At 63.6% G+C, this 20,065-nt stretch carries 14 protein-coding genes; 4 read left to right on the top strand and 10 right to left on the bottom strand.

Annotated features, from left to right (window positions below; all coding sequences use genetic code 11):
- Position 1: 1 nt before the first annotated feature.
- On the bottom strand, positions 2-3,700 hold the full coding sequence (locus tag O3301_RS01385; protein WP_305055281.1) for a nitrate reductase subunit alpha: 3,699 nt from the start codon (positions 3,698-3,700) through the stop codon (positions 2-4).
- Between the two features lie 245 nt (positions 3,701-3,945).
- Between O3301_RS01385 and O3301_RS01380 the strand changes: the two genes are divergently transcribed.
- Positions 3,946-4,317 carry a ribonucleotide reductase subunit alpha gene (locus O3301_RS01380; RefSeq protein ID WP_305055280.1) on the top strand — a complete coding sequence of 124 codons (372 nt, stop codon included), beginning with the start codon at positions 3,946-3,948 and terminating at the stop codon, positions 4,315-4,317.
- On the opposite strand, the gene O3301_RS01375 is transcribed toward O3301_RS01380, so the two are convergent.
- From O3301_RS01375 to O3301_RS01365, 3 genes are all read right to left on the bottom strand, one after another.
- On the bottom strand, positions 4,303-4,998 hold the full coding sequence (locus O3301_RS01375; protein WP_077403725.1) for a carbonic anhydrase: 696 nt from the start codon (positions 4,996-4,998) through the stop codon (positions 4,303-4,305). The genes O3301_RS01380 and O3301_RS01375 overlap by 15 nt on opposite strands.
- A gap of 63 nt (positions 4,999-5,061) precedes the next feature.
- Positions 5,062-6,447, bottom strand: coding sequence for a NarK family nitrate/nitrite MFS transporter (locus tag O3301_RS01370; protein WP_305055279.1), 1,386 nt, complete (start codon positions 6,445-6,447; stop codon positions 5,062-5,064).
- A complete protein-coding gene (locus O3301_RS01365) occupies positions 6,444-7,688 on the bottom strand; it encodes a nitrate/nitrite transporter (protein ID WP_305053119.1) in 1,245 nt (414 codons plus the stop codon). Before O3301_RS01365 ends, O3301_RS01370 begins: the two co-directional genes overlap by 4 nt.
- A 283-nt stretch (positions 7,689-7,971) precedes the next feature.
- On the opposite strand from O3301_RS01365, the gene O3301_RS01360 reads away from it, so the two are divergent.
- Positions 7,972-8,418, top strand: a complete 447-nt coding sequence (locus O3301_RS01360) for a GNAT family N-acetyltransferase (protein ID WP_305055278.1) — start codon at positions 7,972-7,974, stop codon at positions 8,416-8,418.
- Positions 8,419-8,514: 96 nt separating this feature from the next.
- A complete protein-coding gene (locus O3301_RS01355; protein WP_305055277.1) occupies positions 8,515-8,892 on the top strand; it encodes a SirB2 family protein in 378 nt (125 codons plus the stop codon).
- A gap of 4 nt (positions 8,893-8,896) precedes the next feature.
- Here O3301_RS01355 and O3301_RS01350 read toward each other — a convergent pair whose 3' ends face one another.
- The 3 genes from O3301_RS01350 to O3301_RS01340 all read right to left on the bottom strand — a co-directional run bounded on the left by O3301_RS01350 (position 8,897) and on the right by O3301_RS01340 (position 12,931).
- A complete protein-coding gene (locus O3301_RS01350; RefSeq protein ID WP_305055276.1) occupies positions 8,897-11,359 on the bottom strand; it encodes a TonB-dependent receptor in 2,463 nt (820 codons plus the stop codon).
- Between the two features lie 85 nt (positions 11,360-11,444).
- Entirely contained in the window at positions 11,445-12,419 is a 975-nt protein-coding gene (locus O3301_RS01345; RefSeq protein WP_305055275.1) for a FecR domain-containing protein, read from the bottom strand.
- Positions 12,419-12,931 carry a sigma-70 family RNA polymerase sigma factor gene (locus O3301_RS01340; RefSeq protein WP_305055274.1) on the bottom strand — a complete coding sequence of 171 codons (513 nt, stop codon included), beginning with the start codon at positions 12,929-12,931 and terminating at the stop codon, positions 12,419-12,421. Before O3301_RS01340 ends, O3301_RS01345 begins: the two co-directional genes overlap by 1 nt.
- Before the next feature lie 250 nt (positions 12,932-13,181).
- Here O3301_RS01340 and O3301_RS01335 point away from each other — a divergent pair, with 250 nt between their 5' ends.
- Positions 13,182-13,694, top strand: coding sequence for a hypothetical protein (locus O3301_RS01335; RefSeq protein ID WP_305055273.1), 513 nt, complete (start codon positions 13,182-13,184; stop codon positions 13,692-13,694).
- A gap of 10 nt (positions 13,695-13,704) precedes the next feature.
- On the opposite strand, the gene O3301_RS01330 is transcribed toward O3301_RS01335, so the two are convergent.
- The 3 genes from O3301_RS01330 to O3301_RS01320 all read right to left on the bottom strand — a co-directional run bounded on the left by O3301_RS01330 (position 13,705) and on the right by O3301_RS01320 (position 19,651).
- The gene (locus tag O3301_RS01330) at positions 13,705-15,021 is read right to left on the bottom strand and encodes a DUF3472 domain-containing protein (protein WP_305055272.1); all 1,317 of its coding nucleotides are present in this window, start codon (positions 15,019-15,021) and stop codon (positions 13,705-13,707) included.
- A 127-nt stretch (positions 15,022-15,148) separates the two neighbouring features.
- Positions 15,149-16,540: a Gfo/Idh/MocA family protein gene (locus tag O3301_RS01325; RefSeq protein ID WP_305055271.1), complete on the bottom strand. Its 1,392-nt coding sequence runs from the start codon at positions 16,538-16,540 to the stop codon at positions 15,149-15,151.
- A 66-nt stretch (positions 16,541-16,606) separates the two neighbouring features.
- Positions 16,607-19,651 (bottom strand): TonB-dependent receptor, encoded by a 3,045-nt coding sequence (locus O3301_RS01320; protein ID WP_305055270.1) that lies wholly within the window; start codon positions 19,649-19,651, stop codon positions 16,607-16,609.
- Positions 19,652-20,065 lie beyond the last annotated feature (414 nt).

Below are 20,065 nucleotides of genomic sequence, written 5' to 3'. Positions count from 1 at the left end.
ACTATGCTCCTTCTTCCTGCAACGGGCCTTCGAGCCAGTCGACCTTGTTCATCTTGCGCACCAATACGAATTCATCGCGGTTGGAGCCCACCGTGCCGTAGTAATTGAAGCCGTACGCCAGTTGTGCGTAGCCGCCGATCATGTGCGTCGGCTTGGGCACGGCGCGCGTCACCGAGTTATGGATGCCGCCCCGCTTGCCCGTCATCTCCGCGCCAGGCACGTTGATGATCTTTTCCTGGGCGTGGTACATCATCGTCATGCCGGCCGGGATGCGCTGGCTGACGATGGCGCGCGCCGTCAGGCTGCCATTCACGTTGAACACCTCGATCCAGTCGTTGTCGACGATGCCGGCCGTCTGCGCGTCGGTTTCCGACAGCCACACGTGCGGTCCGCCGCGCGACAGGGTCAGCATGCGCAGGTTGTCCGAATACGTGGAGTGGATGCCCCACTTCTGGTGCGGCGTCAGGAAGTTCAGCGCCAGTTCCTTGTTGCCGTTCGGCTTGGTGCCCAGCAGCGCTTCCGTCGTCTTCGTGTTGATGGCCGGCTTGTACACGCACAGCCCCTCGCCAAAATCGCGCATCCACAGGTGATCCTGGTAAAACTGCTGGCGGCCCGTCAGGGTGCGCCATGGGATCAGTTCATGCACGTTGGTATAGCCGGCCGTGTAGCTGACTTCTTCGCTTTCCAGGCCCGACCAGGTAGGCGAGGAAATGATCTTGCGCGGCTGCGCCTGCACATCGCGGAAGCGGATGCTGTCATGCTCGCGCGGCAGCGCCAGGTGAGTATGCTCGCGTCCCGTGATGGCGGACAGCGCGGCCCAGGCTTTCACGGCCACGTGGCCATTCGTTTCCGGCGCCAGCGACAGGATCATTTCGGCCGCATCGATGGCCGTATCGAGGCGCGGCTGGCCCTTCGACACGCCCTCGTCGAGCACCGTGCGGTTGATGCCGCGCAGGACCTCGACTTCATGCCCCGTTTTCCAGGAAATGCCCTTGCCGCCGTTGCCGATGGTTTCCAGCAGCGGACCGATCGAGGTAAATTTCTTGTAGACGTCGCGGTAATTGCGCTCGACCACCGTCATGTTCGGCATGGTCTTGCCGGGAATGGCGTCGCATTCGCCCGCGCGCCAATCCTTGGGATCGAAAGGCTGCCCCAGTTCACCCGGGGTGTCGTGCATCAGCGGCGTCAAAATGATGTCTTGCTGGGTGCCCAGCAGCTCGCCGCCGATTTCCGAGAATTTCTCGGCGATGCCCTTGTAGATTTCCCAGTCCGATTTCGATTGCCACAAGGGTTGCACGGCTTCCGACAAGGGGTGGATGAACGGATGCATGTCCGACGTGTTCAAGTCGTCCTTTTCATACCAGGTGGCCGTCGGCAGCACCACGTCGCCATACAGACACGTGGTCGACATACGGAAGTCCAGCACTACCAGCAGATCGAGCTTGCCTTCGGCGGCCGGGCGCACCTTCACCTGCTTCGGCGTGATGCAGTCGTCTTCGTCACTGAGCAAGCCGTTCTGCGTGCCGAGCAGGTATTTCAGGAAGTACTCGTGGCCCTTGCCCGAGCTGCCGAGGATGTTCGAGCGCCAGACGAACATATTGCGCGGGAAGTTGGCCGGGTTGTCCGGGTCGTCGCACGAAAATTGCAGCTGGCCCGCCTTGATCTGGTCGAGCGCATATGCGGCCGGCGCCTGCCCTGCCGCCTTCGCGGCCTTGGCCACTTCCAGCGGATTGGTTTGCAGTTGCGGCGCCGATGGCAGCCAGCCCATGCGCTCGGCCTTGGCGTTGTAGTCAAGCAGGGTCAGGTCGCCCGTGCCCCCGGCCGCCGATGGCGAGGCGATGTCGCCCGTTTCCAGCTTTTCATGGCGCCACTGGCTCGTGTGGGCATAGAAGAACGAGGTGCCGTTCATCTGACGCATCGGGCGCACCCAGTCCTGGGCGAAGGCCAAAGGCGTCCAGCCCGTTTGCGGACGCAGTTTTTCCTGGCCCACGTAATGGGCCCAGCCGCCGCCCGACTGGCCGATACAGCCGCACATCATCAGCATGTTGATGATGCCGCGGTACGTCATGTCCATGTGGTACCAGTGATTCAGGCCGGCGCCCACGATGACCATGCTCTTGCCGCGCGTCTGGTCCGCGTTTTCCGCGAACTGGCGTGCCACGGTGATGACGTCGGCGCGCTTCACGCCCGTGTGCTTCTCCTGCCATGCTGGCGTGTACGGCACGTCATCGTCATAGCTTTCGGCCACGTTTTCGCCGCCCAGGCCACGGTCGATGCCGTAGTTGGCCAGGGTCAGGTCGAACACGGTGGTCACCAGGCCCGTGCTGCCGTCGGCCAGGCGGATGGTTTTCACCGGCACCTTGCGCAGCAGCATGTCGGACGCATCCTTGCCGCCGAAGTAGGCGAAGCCCACTTCCGTGACGGCGTCGCTGTCGTTGATCATGGAGAGCATCGGCACGATAGGTTCGCCGCTGCCGCCCGCCTTCTGCTCCAGGTTCCACTTGCCCGATTCGCCCCAGCGGAAGCCGATGGAGCCTGCCGGCGCCGTGATGGCGCCCGTGGTTTCATCGATGACGAGGGTTTTCCATTCCGGATTGTTGGTTTCGTCGAGGTTGTTGTCCAGGTGCGAAGCGCGCAGGAAGTAGTCGGGCACCAGGGTGCCGTTATGCTCCTTGAGCAGGACCAGCATCGGGAAATCCGTGTACTGGCGCGCATAGTCGCGGAAGTAGGCGCTCTGCCCTTCCGAGTGGAATTCCTTGAGGATGACGTGGCCCATGGCCAGCGCCAGCGCGGCGTCCGTACCCTGCTTCGGCGCCAGCCAGATGTCGCCGAACTTCACCATTTCGCCGTAGTCGGGCGAGATGGCCACGGTTTTCGTGCCCTTGTAGCGCACTTCCGTGTAGAAGTGGGCGTCCGGCGTGCGCGTCATCGGCACGTTCGAGCCCCACACCATCAGATAGGTCGAGTTGTACCAGTCGGCCGATTCCGGCACGTCCGTCTGTTCGCCCCACACTTGCGGGCTGGCCGGCGGCAAGTCGCAGTACCAGTCATAGAAGCTCAGGGCCACGCCGCCGATCAGCGACAGGTAGCGCGTGCCGGAGGCATAGCTGACCATGGACATGGCGGGAATCGGCGAAAAGCCGACAACGCGGTCCGGGCCGTATTTCTTGATCGTCAGCGCATTCGCGGCGGCGATGATTTCATTCGATTCGTCCCACGTGGCGCGCACGAAGCCGCCCAGGCCGCGGATGGATTTGTACTGCTGCGAGCGCACGGGGTCCTGGCTGATCCAGTCCCAGGCCGTGACGGGGTCCATGGTCTTGCGCGCTTCGCGCCACATTTCCATCAGGCGGCCGCGCACCATCGGGTATTTCACGCGCTGCGCCGAATACACGTACCAGGAATAGCTGGCACCGCGCGGGCAGCCGCGCGGTTCGTGGTTGGGCAGGTCGGGCCGCGTGCGCGGGTAATCGGTTTGCTGGGTTTCCCAGGTGATCAGGCCATTCTTGACATACACCTTCCAGCTGCACGAGCCGGTACAGTTCACGCCATGCGTGGAGCGCACGATCTTGTCGTGCTGCCAGCGCTGGCGGTAGGCGTTTTCCCAGGTACGGTCTTCATCGACCACGGTGCCATGGCCGTTTGAAAACGGCTCGGCGGGCTTGCTAAAAAATTTCAGGCGGTCCAGAAAGTGACTCATGCTACCTCCACATTGCGCCGCAGGCAGCGGCGCCAGGTCTTAAAAAACGCTGCAAGCAGGATGGCTCAAGCGTCGATACAAACAGTCTATCGATGTGCCCTGCCCGGCGGTATTGGCAAGAAGTCGGTTTCCGGCACCAGGAATGCATAGGCGCGTAGTCACCCGGATAGTCACTATTGCCTATGGGCGGCAAGGCGGCGCTGCGGTATACCTGTCGTCATCGTTCAACACAGAGAAAGAGCACCATGTCGATTACCGATTACGCCAGCCTGCTGCGCAGCGCCCGCAACCAGGAACAGCCGCAACGCCTGCTGTTCACCTTTACCCAGGCGCAGGCCCAGCCTGGCGGCCAGGGCAAGTCCCTCACGCCCGTGATGTGCGCCGACAAGCTGCCCGAGGAACTGGACAGCTTTGAAACATTGAAGGAAGAGTCGAAACAGATGCAGACGCACTGGGACGTGGTCTTCGTGGCGGGGCTGGCGGGCCAGGATGGCCAGCCGCCGGCGGCGCAGGAATGCGAAGCGCCCCTGCGCGCCATGGTGACAGCCATCGAGCAAGGCCGCATCGACAGCCTGCTGGCGTTTGACCGCAGCGGGGTTTTGTTACGTTTTAGCTGAATCCGGCCAAGGGCGCTCGTGAAGGTGGCGCGCCCTTTCGATGGGACAGACCAGCGGCAAAAACTGCTGCTGGCGCGCCGAATACGCCATCAGCGCCCCGCTGTCGATATCGAAATACCATCCATGCAATTTCAATAATCCCTGCTCCACCCGCCGTTTCAGCCATGGGTAGGTGAGCAGGTTGTCCAGCGACTGCAGGATGCTGGCCAGTTCGCACGCATGGTGCTGTTCCGCCGACGAGCGGTGCGCCAGCTCGCGCCGTACGCGTTGCGCCACCGGTTCAGCAATGCGCATCCACTGTCCCACGAAGTCCGTTTCCTGGCCTTCCGCGCGCGGCTGCGGTTCCAGCAGCGCACGGATGCCGCCGCAGCGCGCATGCCCGAGCACGATGACCCTGGCCACTTCCAGCTTGCAGACGGCAAACTCGATGGCCGAACTGACGCCGGGCGGCGCGTCGGGCGTGCACGGCGGCACCAGGTTGGCGATATTGCGCACGACGAACATGTCGCCCGGATCGCTGCCCGTCAGCAGCATGGGATCGACCCGCGAATCGCAGCAGCCGATCAGCAAGGTCGAGGGCCGCTGCCCGTCGCGCAGGCTGTCATACAAGGTTTGCGGCTCGCTGAAATACTGCTGCTGAAACAGGCTGAAGCCGTTGACAAATTTTTCCAGTTCTTCCATGACTACCTCGAATACTTTATACAGCGCCCGGCAAGCAGGACTTGCCAGGCGTTCTGACGCCAACTAGCAAGGCATCGGCGCATTCTTACGCGCATAGCACCACCAGGTGATCGCGATGCAGCTCACATAAAAGCCGATGAAGCACCACAGGGCCGCGTCGGGGCTGCCCGTCAGCGCAATCGAGGTGCCATAGCTTTTCGGGATGAAGAAGGCGCCATACGCAGCCACAGCCGAGGTGAAACCCAGGACGGCAGCGCCTTCCTTGTTGGCGTCGACGATGGCTTGCTCCTGCTCCGCCTTGCCCTTGCCGGCGGCCGCGCGCTGGTGTTCCGTCAAGAAGATCACGGGGATCATGCGGAAGGTCGACGCATTGCCGATACCGGTGCCGGCGAACAGCAGCATGAACATCCAGAAGAAACCGGTGAAGCTTCCACCCACGCCGGCTTGCGGCATGAAGTACAGCACGCCCAGCACGGCGCCGATCATCAGCAGGAACGACCATAACGTGACGCGGGCGCCGCCCAATTTATCGGAAATCACGCCACCGGCCACGCGCGCCAGCGCACCGACCAGAGGGCCGAGGAAGGCGTAATCGAGCGGGTTCACGTCGGGGAACTGAATCTTGATCAACAGCGGAAAGGCGGCCGAATAACCGATGAAGGAGCCGAAGGTGCCCGTGTACAGCCAGCACATGAGCCAATTGTGCTTGCGCTTGAAGATCACGGCCTGTTCGGAAAACGAAGCCTTCGCCGACGCCAGGTCATTCATGCCGAACCAGGCCAGCAAGGTGCTCAAGGCGATGAACGGCACCCAGATGAAGCCCGCGTTTTGCAGCCACATTTCCTTGCTCACGCCATTCTTGACCCAGGTGAGCGAATCGCCGCCCCAGGCGCCGAAGACGGCAAACGTGATCACCAGCGGCACGACGAACTGCACCACCGACACGCCCAGGTTGCCCAGGCCCGCATTCATGCCCAGCGCGAAGCCCTTGCTCGCCTTCGGATAGAAAAAGCTGATGTTGGCCATCGACGAGGCGAAATTGCCGCCGCCGAAGCCGCACAGCAGGGCCAGGATCAGCATGGTCGGATAACCCGTGTTCACATCCTGCACGGCCAGGCCGATGCCGATGGCGGGAATCAGGAGCGAGCCTGTGGAAATGGCCGTCCAGCGGCGCCCGCCGAAGATCGGCACCATGAACGAGTAAAAGATGCGCAAGGTGGCGCCGGACAGGCCCGGCAAGGCCGTCAGCCAGAACAGCTGGTTGTTACTGTAGGTGAAACCGATGTTGGGCAGGTTGACCACCACCACGCTCCACACCATCCACACGGCGAACGCCAGCAACAGCGCGGGAATCGAGATCCACAGATTGCGCGCGGCCGTGGCCTTGCCCGTGTTTTGCCAGAAGCTCGGGGTTTCCGGCTCCCAGGTGTTAATCATATAGCGGCTCATGCTTTTGCTCCTGCAGGTTGAGGGATAGGTGCCGCGCGCAGCGGCTTGAACGAGAAATACATCCAGACGAGGGAAACGCAGACGGTGCCGTACAAGAGCATGAAGGAGCTCGAACGCACGCCGGTGAAGTCCACCAGGGCGCCGAACATCACGGGCAGGATGAAGCCACCGAGACCGCCGGCCAGGCCGACCACGCCCGAGACGGCGCCGATGTTGTCGGAAAAATCATCGCCGATGAACTTGAAGACGGATGCCTTGCCCACGGCCATGGCGATGCCGACGATGAACAGCAGCACGGTGAACCACAGCGGCGACAGGCCGATATGGAAGGCCAGCGGACCCGTGACGGTTTCCACCACCATCTGCGTTTGCGGATACGACAGCAGGAAGAAGCACACCCAGCACACCCACATCACGGCCCAGGTGACTTTCGCCGCACCGTATTTGTCGGAAATCCAGCCGCCCACGGCGCGCAGCACGCCGCCCGGCAGCGAGAAGCAGGCGGCCAGCAGCGCCGCGTGCTTCAGGTCGAAGCCGTATTCGGCCACGTAATACTTCGTCATCCACAGCGCCAGCGCCACGTAGCCGCCGAACACCACCGAGTAATACTGGCAGTAGCGCCACACGCGGGGATCCTTCAGCACCTTCATCTGCGCCGAAAAACTTTCGCCCGACGGCGCCAGATGCGATTTGTCCGAGTACGAAAACAGCCAGAAGATGATGGCAGTGGCCAGCATGGTGACCGCATACACCTTGGGCAGCATTTGCCAGCCGAAAGCGGCGACGATGCCGGGCGCGACGAACTTGGTCAGCGCGGAACCGGAGTTGCCGGCGCCGAAGATGCCCATCGCCAGGCCGCGGCGCTCCTTTTCATACCAGCGCGCCACGTAGGGCGTGCCGACGGAAAACGAACCGCCCGCCAGGCCCACGAACATGCCCAGCACGAGGAAATGCCAGTAGGCGGTGGCGTAGGAGATCAGGTAGATCGGCACCACGCTGGCCAGCATCAGCCAGAAGAAGACGCGGCGTCCGCCGTATTTGTCCGTCCAGATGCCCAGGGGCACGCGCACGAGAGAACCCGTCAGCACGGGCATGGCGGCCAGCAGGCCGAATTGTGTTTCAGTTAAGCCCAGGCTGGTCTTGATGGGAATGCCCAGTACGGCAAACATCATCCAGACTGCAAAGCAGATGGTAAATGCGAAGGTGCTGCTGACCAACACGGAAAACTGCTTGCGCCGCATGCCGGGTTCGACTGCCTTGTTACTACTGTTGTTCTTAGTGCCATCTAGGGTAGCCACGATGTTTCTCCATGAATGCACTGGCCGTCTGGCCAGCCGTCCCGACCAGCTTACGTGGCAGAGGGGAAAGGCACTATCGGTCACAGGGTGATTCTGGAAAGGCAATCTGGATAGCCGTATCGGCAAAAGTGACTAGATGGCGCGGCGTGGACCTAGCCTGGATGGGGGGCGTTTTACAAGCGGAGGGATTTTTGGCACACTCGGCGCCTGGAGAAAAAGGAGCGGCATGCAGAACAGGCACGAAACAGACCCCATCATCACCCGCGTGGCCCGGTCTGGCGACGTGGAAGCCATGCTGGCCTGCGATGCGTACGCGCAGGCGCACGCCAGCCGGGGCGATGCAGTACGCGCCGCCGTCTGCCAGGGACACTGTCTGGTGGCCATCCGGGCTGGCCAGGTGGCCGGCTATGCCCTCCTGCACGGCGACTTCTTCGGCTACGGCTTCGTCTCGCTGGTGGTGGTCGCCCCCGGGCAGCAGCGGCGCGGCGTGGGGCAGCGCCTGCTGACGGCGGCCGAAAGTGCCTGCCATACGGCCAAGCTGTTCACCTCGACGAACGAGAGCAACCTGGCCGCGCAACGGCTGTTCGCCAGCGCCGGTTTCGTGCGCAGCGGCCAGATCGAGCATCTCGACGAAAACGATCCTGAACTCGTGTTTGTCAAATTCCTGCGCTAGGGCCGCCTTATCCCGACGGCGTATGGCGCGGCGGGCCAAAGGCGGCTATGCTGGCGCCATCGTCAATCAACGCCCACCACCACCACCACCACACACATGGATTATCTGAGCCTCAAGCATTTCCACATGGGTTGCGCCGCCGCCAGCGGCTTTCTTTTCCTCTTGCGCGGCGCGTGGATGCTGCGCGCCTCGCCCGCCTTGCAGCAGCGCTGGGTGAAGATATTGCCGCACCTGGTCGACACGGCCTTGCTGGCCAGCGCCATCACCCTGGCCGTGTGGAGTGGCCAGTCGCCGGGCAGCCAGCCGTGGCTGGCCGCCAAGCTGTGCGCGCTGGTGGCTTACATCGTGCTGGGCACCATCGCGCTAAAACGCGGCAAGACGCCAGCCGTGCGCGGCGCCGCCTTAGCGCTTGCCGTGCTGGTATTCGCCTACATCATCGCCGTGGCCGTGACCAAACAGGCGTGGCCACTCTGATACATCAGAAGAGGTAGCGCAGCGTGACGCTGGCATTGCGCGGCGCGCCCCAGTAACCCTGGTTGTACATGCCAAGCTGGCTGTAGTAATGCTTGTCGAACAAGTTGTTGACGTTCGCCTGCAGGGACAGCTGGCGCGACAGCGCGTACTTCGCCATCAGGCTGGCCACGGCATAGCCGCCCTGCTCCACGCGCTCCGTGCCCTTCGGCCCGGTGGCGTCACGGTAGGCGCCGCTCTGCCAGTTCACGCCACCGCCCACCGATAACGCGCGCCAGTCGCCAGGCATCTGGTAAGTGGAAAACACGCGCGCCAGCGTCTGCGGCACATAGCTGTTCAGGCGCGCGCCCGTGTTGTCCTCGGCCGCCGCGTGCGAGACGCTGGCCGACACATTCCAACCCTGCGCCAGCTCGCCCGAGACATCCAGTTCCACGCCATTGCTGGTGGTGCCGGCCGCCGCGTAATACGCCTGCGTCAGCGAATTGCCAACAAAATGCCCCGTGTCCTCCTGCGCCAGGCCATCTTGCGCGATGCGGAACACGGCCAGCGCCGCGTTCAATCGGCCGCCGAAATACTCGCCCTTCACGCCCGCTTCCACATTCTTGCCCTGCACGGGATCGAGATAGCGGCCAAACCGGTCCTGGTAGCCCTGCGGCTTGAAGATCTTGCTGTAGCTGGTGTACAGCGCATGCCGCGCGTCGATATCCCACACCAGGCCCGCGTACGGCGTGACGGCGTGCTTGGCATACGCATAGCTGCCGCCCCAGTCGTCGACGTGGTCCGCCTTGTAGCGGCTGTAGCGCGCGCCGACGATCAGTTTCAAGGGGTCGGCCAGCGAAAAGCGCGCCGTACCGTAGATGCCGCGCTGCTGCACCGTGTCGAGCAGCTGCCAGCGCGAGAAATTCGCGTCGTTCCAGTCCGGCTCCGGCGTCACGCCCTGCCATTGATGGAAATTGCCATAGTCGACGCTGCCACCCGAGATGCCCGGGTTGCTGGAGAACTGGTTGCTGCCGGAGACGCCGAACGCCAGGTCGTGCGTGCGCCCCAGCAGCTGCACGGGCCCCTGCACATAGGCGTCGAGGCTGTCCTGGCGCCGCGTGCCCGAGTAAAACCCGGTGTAGCCCGTCACGCCCTGGCCCGTGGCCTTGTCCGGCCAGGTATTGGCGAAAAGCTCGGCCGCCGAATAATTGCCCCAGCCGTGATTCAGCATGGCCGTCAGGTTCCAGCCTTTGCCCAGGTCCTGCTCCAGGCGCAAAAAAGCCGTCTGGCTGGTGCTGAACCAGCGGCTCCAGGTGGTTGCCGTGGTGGCGGAACGGGGCAAGGTCGCCCGTTCGCCATCCGCATACCACAGCGGCAAGCCGCCATACATGCCGCCACGCGGGCGATTATCCTGGTACTCATAGCCGGCAATCAGCACGCTGCCAGGCGCCAGGTCCGCTTCCACGGTGGCATACGCCATGGCTTTCTTGGCGTGATACAGGCTTACATACGATTCGCTGTCCTGGTAGCTGGCCACGACACGCCCGCGCACCTTGCCATCCGTGGTGAGCGGCGTGGAGACGTCCGCGCTGGCGCGCGCATTGTTCCAGGAGCCCAGGCTCAGGGATGCATTCCCGGCCAGCTGACTAGATGACGCGCGCTTGCGCACCAGGTTGATGGTGGCCGACGGCTCGCCCGCGCCCGTCAGCAGGCCCGTGGCGCCGCGCACGATCTCGACCCTGTCGTAGGCCGTCATGTCCAGGGTGCTGTCACCCACGCTGAACGCATTGTCGACCGTGGTGGGGATGCCGTCGTATTGATAGCTGGCGATGGAAAAGCCGCGCGCGAAGAACGAGGTGCGGTCGCTGTCGTAGCGGTTGATGGCCACGCCGGCCGCGTTTTGCAGCACCTCTTCCACCGTTTGCAGGTTCTGGTCATCCATCTGCTGGCGCGTGACCACGCTGACGGCTTGCGGCGTCTCGCGCACGGACAGGCCCAGGCGCGTGGCCGAGCGCATGGTCTGCGTCGTATAGGAACCGCTGCCTTCCGTCGCGCCGTTCGCATCAAAGCTGGCGCTGACCTTCATCTCGGGCATGGTCTGGCCGCCATCGGCCGCCGCCACGTCGAGCACATAACCGCCGTTCGCCTGCGGTACGGCGCGCAAGCCCGAGCCGGCGACGATGGCGCCCAGCGCTTGCGGCACGCTGTAGCGGCCCGCCAGGCCCGCGCTGCGCTTGCCCGCCACGGCGGCGGCCTGGTAGGAAATCATGGTGCCAGTCTCCTGGCCGAAGCGCACCAGCACCTGTTCCAGGGTGCCGGCGGGTATCGCCAGCTCGATGCGCGCTGCATTGGCTGCCTGAGCGAGGGGTGCGGCGGCCGAGACGCCGCCGGCGGCGAGCAGCCACAGGGCGTGGCTGACGGCCAGCACCGCCACGCTGCGGCGGCATGTGCTGGAAACGGAAGTGGCGTAAATAGGTGTTGTGCTGGGCATGCGGACTGTTTTCCTGAAAGTGAATGAAGGGTTCACTCGCTATGTCACGCGAAAATCGAAAACCCCTCACTTTTTCGAAAAATAATCATGGATGCTTCCGATGCGGCACCACGGTCACCCAGAAGCGCGTGCTCTGGCGCACGTCGACGGGCAAGGTGCGCGTCAGCATGTCGAGCACTTGCGTCGTGTCGGCCAGCGGATAGATGCCCGACACGCGCAGGTGGGCGATGGCCGGATCGCAGGCCAGGCGCCCATGGCGATAGCGGGCCAGTTCGCCGACAAAATCGGCCAGCGGCATGTCGTGCGCCACCAGCATGCCGGCCGTCCACGCATCCGCGCCGGCAGGCAAGGTTTGCACGCTACCGATCTGCGCCGCCGTGAAGCTGGCTTGCTGGCCGGCCTGCAGCCTGCGCGCGGCGGCGGGCGCCTGTTCCGGCAGAATATCGACGGCGCCCGCGAACACGCCCAGGTGCGTACGTCCCCTTTCCGCGCGCACGGCAAAACGCGTGCCCACGGGCTGCAAGCGGCCTTGCGGCGTGCGCACGAAAAAGGGACGGCCAGCCGCATCGCGCGCCGTGCTGACCATGATCTCGCCTTTTAACAAGGTCACCAGGCGCTGGCCTGCATCGTAGCGCACGTCGATGCTGGACGCCGTGTTGAGCGCGATGCGCGTGCCGTCTGCCAGCACGAGGTGGCGCAGCTCGCCCGTGCCGGTGCGGTAATCGGCCAGCCAGAAGGCCGCCTGTTCATCGCCGCCCGCCAGCCAGGCACCGCCGCCCACGGCCAGCAGCGCCAGCAGTTTGAGCGACTGCCGGCGCGCCGCGTTGGCCTGCGCATGCGCGGGCTTGCGCGCCAGGGTGCCGTGCGCCAGCGGCGCGGGCAAGGCTCGCATGCGCGCCATGCAGCCTTCCACATGCTGCCAGGCTTGCTCATTTTCCGGGTCGCTGCCGCGCCAGACGCGCCAGGCCTGCTCCACTTCAGGCGTGGCGTCTCCGGCCTGCAGGCGCACCAGCCATTCGACAGCCTGCAGACTGGCCGCTTCCGGCCTCAGGGCGCCCATCACGGCGCCGACGGGGAAAAGAAGCACTGGTGCATGGCTTTGACCAGGTGGCGCTGCACGGTGGCCAGCGAGATGTTCAGTTCCAGCGCGATGGCCGCCTGCGGCATGCCGTCGAGCTGCGACAGCAGAAAAGCGCGGCGCACGGCGGGCGCCAGGCCATCGAGGCGGCGGTCGATGTCGAACAGGGCTTCGAGCAGGATCGCCTGCGCCGCGGGATCGGGCGCGCACTGCGCGGGCAGGTTGGCCAGGGTTTCCAGGTAGGCCGCTTCCAGGTCGCGACGGCGGTACAGATTGCCCAGCACACCCTTCGCCACCGTCGTCAAAAAGGCGCGCGGCTCGCGCGCGGCGATGACCTCGTCACGGTTCAGCAGGCGCATGAAGGTGTCGTGCGCCACGTCGGCCGCGTCAAACGCGTTGCCCAGCTTGTGCCGCAGCCAGCCTTGCAGCCAGCGGTGGTGATCGTGGTACAGGCTGCCCACCTCCTGGTGAACGCCGGGTTGGGCTGCCGACACGTCGCATGCTCCCTGGGTCGCAAATAATAATGATTCGCATTCTATATCTATGCGGTGCTGCGGCGCAAGCGGCCTGCAAATGCCAGTTTGACGCGATTCTTTCCAAAACTTCCAGGCTGGCTGCGTCCGCCGGCGCAATGCACGGTGCAAGTTCTACCGGGCGCGCCCCGGTACGCGGCAATGATAGTATTGGCAACATGATCATCAAGCCCGCCATCCTGGCCTGGCGCCCCTCCATTGAAAGGCAAACATGCTGTTATCTGAACTGCTGACCAAGCTGACCTGCGGTGACCTGGAAGGCGAGCAGCTCGACGCGGCCGTCACCGCCATCACCAACGCGCCGTCCGCGCCGCGCGACGAATGGATCGACAGCGATGCGCATGCCTACGCGGTGGCGATCCTCTGGCACCTGGCTGGCTATACGGCGTCGGGCGACAAGCTCGATGAGCTGCACGAACAGATACAGGACATGTTCGACGAATTCCCCGACTTTCCGTACGCAATGCTCGAGGGAGGCGACGGTAGCGCACTGCCCTATTTCGAGTGGCTGGACGCGGAACTGGCGCAGCGCGCCGTGGACGAAGGCGGCTATGACCTGATCCAGATCGACGGCAACGGCACCGACCAGATGGATGCGCTGGTCGTGTACCGGCGCGATACAGGCGACATCATCCAGGCGGCGGCATTGATGGGAGTGACGATAGGCCGGCCGCTCACTTACTATCGCGGCATCGAAGCGATGGTGGGCAAGCGGCCAGGATAAGGATCAACGCCTATTGCATCGGCAAGGCCGCTACATCGACGGCTGGCGCCTGCCCCGTCGCTGGCCGCGTGAAGTTCTGGCTGGTCTTCACGTAATCGGCAAAAAAGCCGCCGTTATGCAGGTAGAACTTGCCGTTTTCCAGGCCGCCCGCGTAATCCATGCGCTGCGCATTGGTGGCCGTGGCGTCGCCCGTGAACCTCCCTGCGGTCACTTCGGACCAGGCGCCTGAAACGTTCCTCGCCCACTGGTTGCCGAACTGGACGCGGCGCTCCGTATAGCCCAGGGTATCGATGAAATTCTCGAGGAAGGAATGCACGCCCGTCAGATACGTGGAAATCGCCGGGCGCCTCCAGGTGGCGATGTAGCGCCACTTGCCCGTCTCGGGCGCGTAGAACCAGGCCGAGTAATCGCTGCCGCCATTGCCGTCCGGCCGCGCGCGCGTGATGAAACGGTACGTCGTGCCAGCCGCCCAGTTATATGCAAGGTAAGTCTGTCCGCCCGTGCCTTCGCCGCCAAAGGCATTGTCGACCACGCCGGCGCCCTTGCTGACCAGGGTGGTCTTCGCGCCATTGTCGGCGTCCCAGACGGAAAACAATATCCAGCGCTCGCTGGGCGACTTGACCTGGATGCCCATGTAGCCCTGGCCAAAGCCGTTGGCCATGAAGTAGGAGCCGATGGCGTCCTGCCCCTTGGGTATCGTCATCTCGTTATAGAAATACTCGGTATTGGCCGGCACCGTGTAACCCATGTGCACGGAAGGCCCGCGCCGCGACCAGTAGTAATTGGCCGGGTCGTTGGCATACGTGAGCGCCGCATTCGCAGTCACCTTCAACGCGGCGACGTCGCCAAACGTGGCTTTTGCGCGCGTCAACCCCTGCAAGTCCACCTTCACATAGCCGGCCGCCGGCACATCGACCGTGCCGACGGCGTAGGTCTTGCTGGCCTTGCCGGCCAGCTTGACGTCGAACGACGCGCCATTGATCTTCACGCGGATGGTGCTGTTGCCGCCATCGGCCAGGCTGGCATCGAGCGCTACCTGGACGGGGCCCGCCCCGGCCACGCGGAAATACGTGCTGGCGACGGCATCGGGATTGCTCCAGCCGGCCAGGCCATGTTCGCCGATGACGGCGCCCTTGTCTCCGCTGGTGATGAAGGCATTGCCGGCCAGCTCCACGGTGGCGGGCGTGACCGGTGCGGCCACACCCGTGGCCAGCAAGGCGGTGCCGCCCATGTCCGGGGTAGCGGTGGCAGTGGCGCCGCCGCAGGCTGCCAGCAGCAAGGGCATGGCGGGAAGGACTGCGCAGAGTAATGAACTTCTGTGTTTCATCAACGTCTCCTGGTAGTACGGCGTGCAACAGGCGCAAAAAGTCCTGCGGCGTGCGCCGCGGTTGAAAAACGGATCGGGACAGAAAAAACCCGCTACGGCGGCAGGCGCGGTAGCGGGCGGATGGGGCTTAGTACTTGCCGTCGAGGGCGAAGATCGGCTTGCGCGATTTCCACTGCCCGCCCGTGAAGTCCGGGAAGTCCAGGGTCTGGAAGTTGGCGGCGATCGATTGCTCGGACAGGGGCGTGATGGCGCTCCACGTCACGGCGTCGTAGATATCGATCGGCATCGGCGCATTGGCCTTCAGGGCTTCGACGAAGGCGTGGATGACGAAGAAGTCCATGCCGCCGTGGCCCGCGCCTTCCGCTTGCGCCGCATACTTGCGCCAGACCGGGTGCTCATACTTGTCCTGGTAGGCCTTGAAGTCGTCCCACTGGTGCGGCTTGCTGACGCCTTCGATGTGAATCGAGTTGTTCAGGTCCATCCACAGGCCGTCCGTGCCTTGCACGCGGAAGCCCAGCGAATACGGGCGCGGCAGGCTCGTATCGTGCTGCAGGATGATGGTTTCGCCGTTTTCGCACGCCAGGGTGGTGGTGACCACATCGCCCAGCTTGAATTTCACCTTGGCGTTCGCATGCTGCGCGCCGCCCGGCTGCTTGACGATGTAGTCGTGCAAGCCGCGCGCCTTGGTGGCAAAGGCATTAATGCGCGTAAAACGGTTACCGCGGTTGATGTTGGTATACATGGCGCACGGGCCGATGCCGTGGCTCGGATACAGCTCGCCATTGCGCTCGACCGAGTGCTGCGTGCGCCAATGGGCTTCCGACCAGCCTTTTTCGCCGAATTCCACGCCGCCGCCATACGGCTTGGCTGGATTGCCGCTGTTGAATTTGACGGCGCGCAAATCGTGCTGGTAGCCGCCCTGCAGGTGCAGCAGTTCGCCGAACAGGCCCGCGCGCACCATCTGCAGCGCAGCCATCACGTCGCGGCGGTAGCACACGTTCTCCAGCAACATGTACGGCGTGCCCGTTTTCAGCTGGGTGTTCAGGACATCCCAGTGGTCTTGCAGGGTGATGCCGGCCACCACTTCGCAACCGACGGGTATCTTCGCCTGCATGGCGGCGATCGCCATGGGCGCATGGAATTCCCACGGCGTGGCGATGATCACGCCATCGAGGCCACCCGCGTCCAGCATGCGCTTGTAGGCTTTCTGGTCGCGGTCTTCGCCATACGTGCGCGGACGGGGCTTGCCGGCTTTGGCCACTTGACCCAGCGCGTGTTTCAGCATGATCGGCTCGATATCGCACAGGGCGACCACTTCCACGTCGTCGCGGCGCACCAGTTCAGCCAGCAGCACTTGGCCGCGCATGCCCGTGCCGATCACGCCCAGGCGGACCTTGTCGCGGCCTGCCACGGGGGTGGCGTTGGCGTCGCCGGGCAGCAGTGCGCTGCCGGCCATGGCGCCACCGGCCAGCGCGGCGCTGGCGGAGAGGAAATTGCGTCGATTGATTTGTGTTGTCATTGGTCTCTACTCGCTTCCATTGGTAATGTTCGTCGCCGGCCCGCCATACAGCGGACCGGCTGCAGTTTAATAGGTGTATTCAGCCGTGAAGCGCACCGAACGCGGCGCCGTACGTCCATCGACCTGCAGGTAATTGCGGGAGATGGCGCCATGGTCTTCGCGCGTTTCGGTGTAGCGGGTCACGGTCTGGCTGTTGAACACATTGAAGACGTCCACTTTCAGGCTCAGGCCCTTGACGGCGCTGGGAGTATAGGCCACATTCATGTCCAGCTGGGCTTGCCACGGCAGGCGGCCCTGGCTGCCGCGCGGTGCCGGCTTGCCGTTGCAATAGAAGTAGGAATCGTCGTAATCTTTCTCGAACCTCAGGTTATCGGGCAGCGCGCCGATGCAGTTGCGCGGTGCGCCCGAGGTCAGCGACAGGTTGGCGCCCACCATCACGTCCGGGATGACCTGCATGAAACCGTAGGCCTTGAAGGCGTGGCGGTGGTCGCCCGGCAGGTAGCCATACGCGTTGTACATCAATTCCTTGTGGTCGTCGCTGACCGTCAGGCCCACGTCGCCGCCGCCGATGCTGTCCGTCTGGCCTTCCATATTGCCCTTCAGGCCGGACAAAGTGTAGGTCAGCTTGCCGTACCAGCCATTCGTGTACGGGTGCTCGATGAACATGTTCAAGGCGCGGTAGGTGCGCGATGGCAGCGGGTTGCCCCACTCCGCCGCCGAAATATCCACGCGGCGCAGGCCCTTGCCATCGTCAAAGTCCACCATCAGGCTGTTGTCGCGGCCCGGGTTGATGATGGCGCACTGGAAGCCGCTCCATTTGCCCGTGTTGACGCCGTTGCGCGTGGCCCAGGCTTGCAGCGGACGCTCGTCGCAGACGTCGTCGTTGGTGTCGTTCAGCTTGCGGTACAGGAAGCTGGCGCCCACCACCAGCTTCTTGCTCAGGGCGCGTTCGAAGCCCAGCGAGAATTCGTCCTGCGACAGCGGCTTCAGGCCGATCGCCGTCACTTCGCGCGCATCGCGGCTCTGGCCATACGCGTTGTTGGCCGAATACGGCTTGCTGATGGCGTGCAAGCCCGTCGGCGCGCCCGTGACGGGATCGACGCCCGTGTAGGTGTACATCTCGCTGGTGGCCAGGAAGGGACTGGCCATGTTGCTCGACAAATTCGATGGCACGGGCAAGTGGTAACGGCCGCCGTTGGCGAAGAATTTCAGGGTGCCGTCGCCCAGGTAATCCCAGGTGGCGCCCACGCGCGGGGCGATCATGTTGCGCTGAGAAATGAAGGCCACGCCGTCGGTGCTGTAGTTGGTGAACTGTTCGCGGCGCAGGCCCAGGTCCAGCAGCACCCGTTCCGTGACCTGGTAGTGATCCTGGATGTACTGCGCCGATTGCACGCTGGTAGGACGGGCCAGGTTGGCGTTCAGGTCCTTGCTGACGTAATAGCCGTCCTTGCCGTAGCCGCCGCCCTGGGCCGGCGTTTCAAAGGCGCCGTTGATCGGCAGATTCGGATCTGTCGCCCGCAGGTAGTTCCAGCGATAGCCGCCGGCCAGGCTCAGGCCCACTTTCGATTCCACGTCGATGCGGTCGATGCCGCCGCGCAGCGAATGCTTGCCCAGCTTGTATTCCAGGTCCAGGCGCTTGGCCTTCTGGCGATCCTCCGAGGAAGGGTCGGTCAGGGTGCCCGTGACCGATTGCGGGTTCATGTAGACCAGGCCAGGGACTTGCGTCGATTGGATGGACTTGGTTTGCGCCAGGCTGGGGTCATAGCCTTCGGGAGTGCGACGGTGGCTGGTGCGCGATTGCCCCATCATGGCCGTCACCGTCAGGTTGTCCGTCAGGTAGCCCGTGTACTTGAAGATGTCGACATTGGCACCCGGTGCAGCCGACGAGCCGCAGCAGTTGATGGTGGTCTCGCTCCCGCCGCCAGCCACGTTGTTGCGTTTCAAGGTGGCATAGTCGAAACCATAGCTCTGGCTGTCCGTAGTGGTGCGGTCATACAGCTTGGTATACTCAAAGTGATGGTCGTCCGTCAGGTTGTAGTCCAGCTTGGCCATCATGCGGTCAACCTTGCTCTTGCTCTCGCGCCAGCCGTTCGGCAGCACCTTGTCCGAGTCATCGCGCGCACCGGCGACGGCGCCGCCGTCCGTACGCGTCTGTTCCAGCGCCACGAAGGCGAACAGCTTGTTCTTGATCAGCGGTCCGCTGCCGTACAAGCCGACCACCTTGCTGGTGCTGCCGTTATCGCGGTTCCAGTACTTCAAGGTGCCATCCGTGTCCGGATTGGCGCCCGTGTTCGGGTAATACCGGTTTTCCGTCGTGCCCTTCAGCGAGCGGGGGATGATGGAGACCTTGCCGCCGAATTCGACCTTGTTGCCGCCGCTCTTGGTGGTGATGTTGATCACGCCGCCCGTGGAGCGGCCGAATTCCGAGCCGTAGCCGCCCGACAGCACCTGCAGGTTGGAGATCGCGCCAAACGGCAGCTCCGACGCGCCCACCTGGGTCAGGAGGTTGGTGATGGGGAAGCCGTTGACATAGAACGCGTTTTCGGACTGGCCCGAGCCGCCGATCGACGGTGCATTGCCATACACGCTGTTGGTGCCGCGCGCCACGCCCGGCGTCAGCTGCACGATGGAGGCGACGTCGTTGCCGACTGGCAGCGCCTTCAATTCCTTGGCGGTGAAAATCACGCCATTGTTGGTGTTCGACACGTCGATCGGATTGCGCGACGCCTTCACCACGACGGTCTGCTCCTGGCCCACGGGGCCAGCCGCGCTGGCCGGGCCGAAGTTCGCCTCGGCGCCGGCGCCGATCAGGGCTTCGACTTCCTGCGACGCTTCCACCGAACCGGCACGCAGCACGCGCACCGCATAGCGGCCTGGCGGCATGGAGTTGGCCACATAGCGGCCCGACGTATCCGGCGTCAGGCTGCGCTGCACGCCCGTCGCCAGGTTTTCCAGCACCACGGTGGCGCCGGCCGGCGCGCTCACTTCGCCGAAAATGGTACTCGTGGCGTTCGACTGTGCCCAGGCCTGGCCTGGCACGCCGGCCGCCAGTGCGATCACGATCGCGGCGGCGCGGCTGATGTCGCGCAATTTGAGTCGGGTGCTATGCATGATGTCTCTCCGTCTATATCGAGGGTTATGCGCGCCCTCCCCGCTCCAGGGCGGAGTCGGGGGAGCGCAATTTTTATGGTGGTCGTCGGCCGGTGCAGCCAGGCAGTTGCACCTTTCGGGAAATCAGTCCGTATCGGCTGATTTTCGTTTTCTTGGGATTACTTTAAAAAGAAAAATAAGTATCGTCAACAAAAAGAAAGTTAAAACGGTAATTTATCGCTCAATCGAGCAAATAAATGCAATTTATCTTTCGATTTAATCAATGTCGCGTCGAATAACTTTCGTTATCGTGGTGTGACAGATACACGTGTCTGCAGGAAGGTGGCAAACAGAGGACGATACGTGCGTGAATCAGGGGAGGAAAACACGAAAGAAGGCAGGCAAAACGTCTTTCACTTACGTTTATCTTTCGTA

The organism is Janthinobacterium sp. SUN211 (genome assembly GCF_030587315.1).
Classification (GTDB): Bacteria; Pseudomonadota; Gammaproteobacteria; order Burkholderiales; family Burkholderiaceae_D; genus Janthinobacterium; species Janthinobacterium kumbetense.
The sequence above is the reverse complement of the archived record's forward strand: the minus strand, read 5'-3'. Positions and strand labels throughout refer to the sequence as shown.

Coding starts and splice junctions, on each gene's coding strand:
- O3301_RS01335 (WP_305055273.1), top strand. CDS start 13,182: ATGCTGTTATCTGAACTGCTGACCAAGCTGACCTGCGGTGACCTGGAA.
- O3301_RS01355 (WP_305055277.1), top strand. CDS start 8,515: ATGGATTATCTGAGCCTCAAGCATTTCCACATGGGTTGCGCCGCCGCC.
- O3301_RS01385 (WP_305055281.1), bottom strand. CDS start 3,700: ATGAGTCACTTTCTGGACCGCCTGAAATTTTTTAGCAAGCCCGCCGAG.
- O3301_RS01320 (WP_305055270.1), bottom strand. CDS start 19,651: ATGCATAGCACCCGACTCAAATTGCGCGACATCAGCCGCGCCGCCGCG.
- O3301_RS01360 (WP_305055278.1), top strand. CDS start 7,972: ATGCAGAACAGGCACGAAACAGACCCCATCATCACCCGCGTGGCCCGG.
- O3301_RS01350 (WP_305055276.1), bottom strand. CDS start 11,359: ATGCCCAGCACAACACCTATTTACGCCACTTCCGTTTCCAGCACATGC.
- O3301_RS01380 (WP_305055280.1), top strand. CDS start 3,946: ATGTCGATTACCGATTACGCCAGCCTGCTGCGCAGCGCCCGCAACCAG.
- O3301_RS01375 (WP_077403725.1), bottom strand. CDS start 4,998: ATGGAAGAACTGGAAAAATTTGTCAACGGCTTCAGCCTGTTTCAGCAG.
- O3301_RS01365 (WP_305053119.1), bottom strand. CDS start 7,688: ATGCGGCGCAAGCAGTTTTCCGTGTTGGTCAGCAGCACCTTCGCATTT.
- O3301_RS01330 (WP_305055272.1), bottom strand. CDS start 15,021: ATGAAACACAGAAGTTCATTACTCTGCGCAGTCCTTCCCGCCATGCCC.
- O3301_RS01370 (WP_305055279.1), bottom strand. CDS start 6,447: ATGAGCCGCTATATGATTAACACCTGGGAGCCGGAAACCCCGAGCTTC.
- O3301_RS01325 (WP_305055271.1), bottom strand. CDS start 16,540: ATGACAACACAAATCAATCGACGCAATTTCCTCTCCGCCAGCGCCGCG.
- O3301_RS01345 (WP_305055275.1), bottom strand. CDS start 12,419: ATGGGCGCCCTGAGGCCGGAAGCGGCCAGTCTGCAGGCTGTCGAATGG.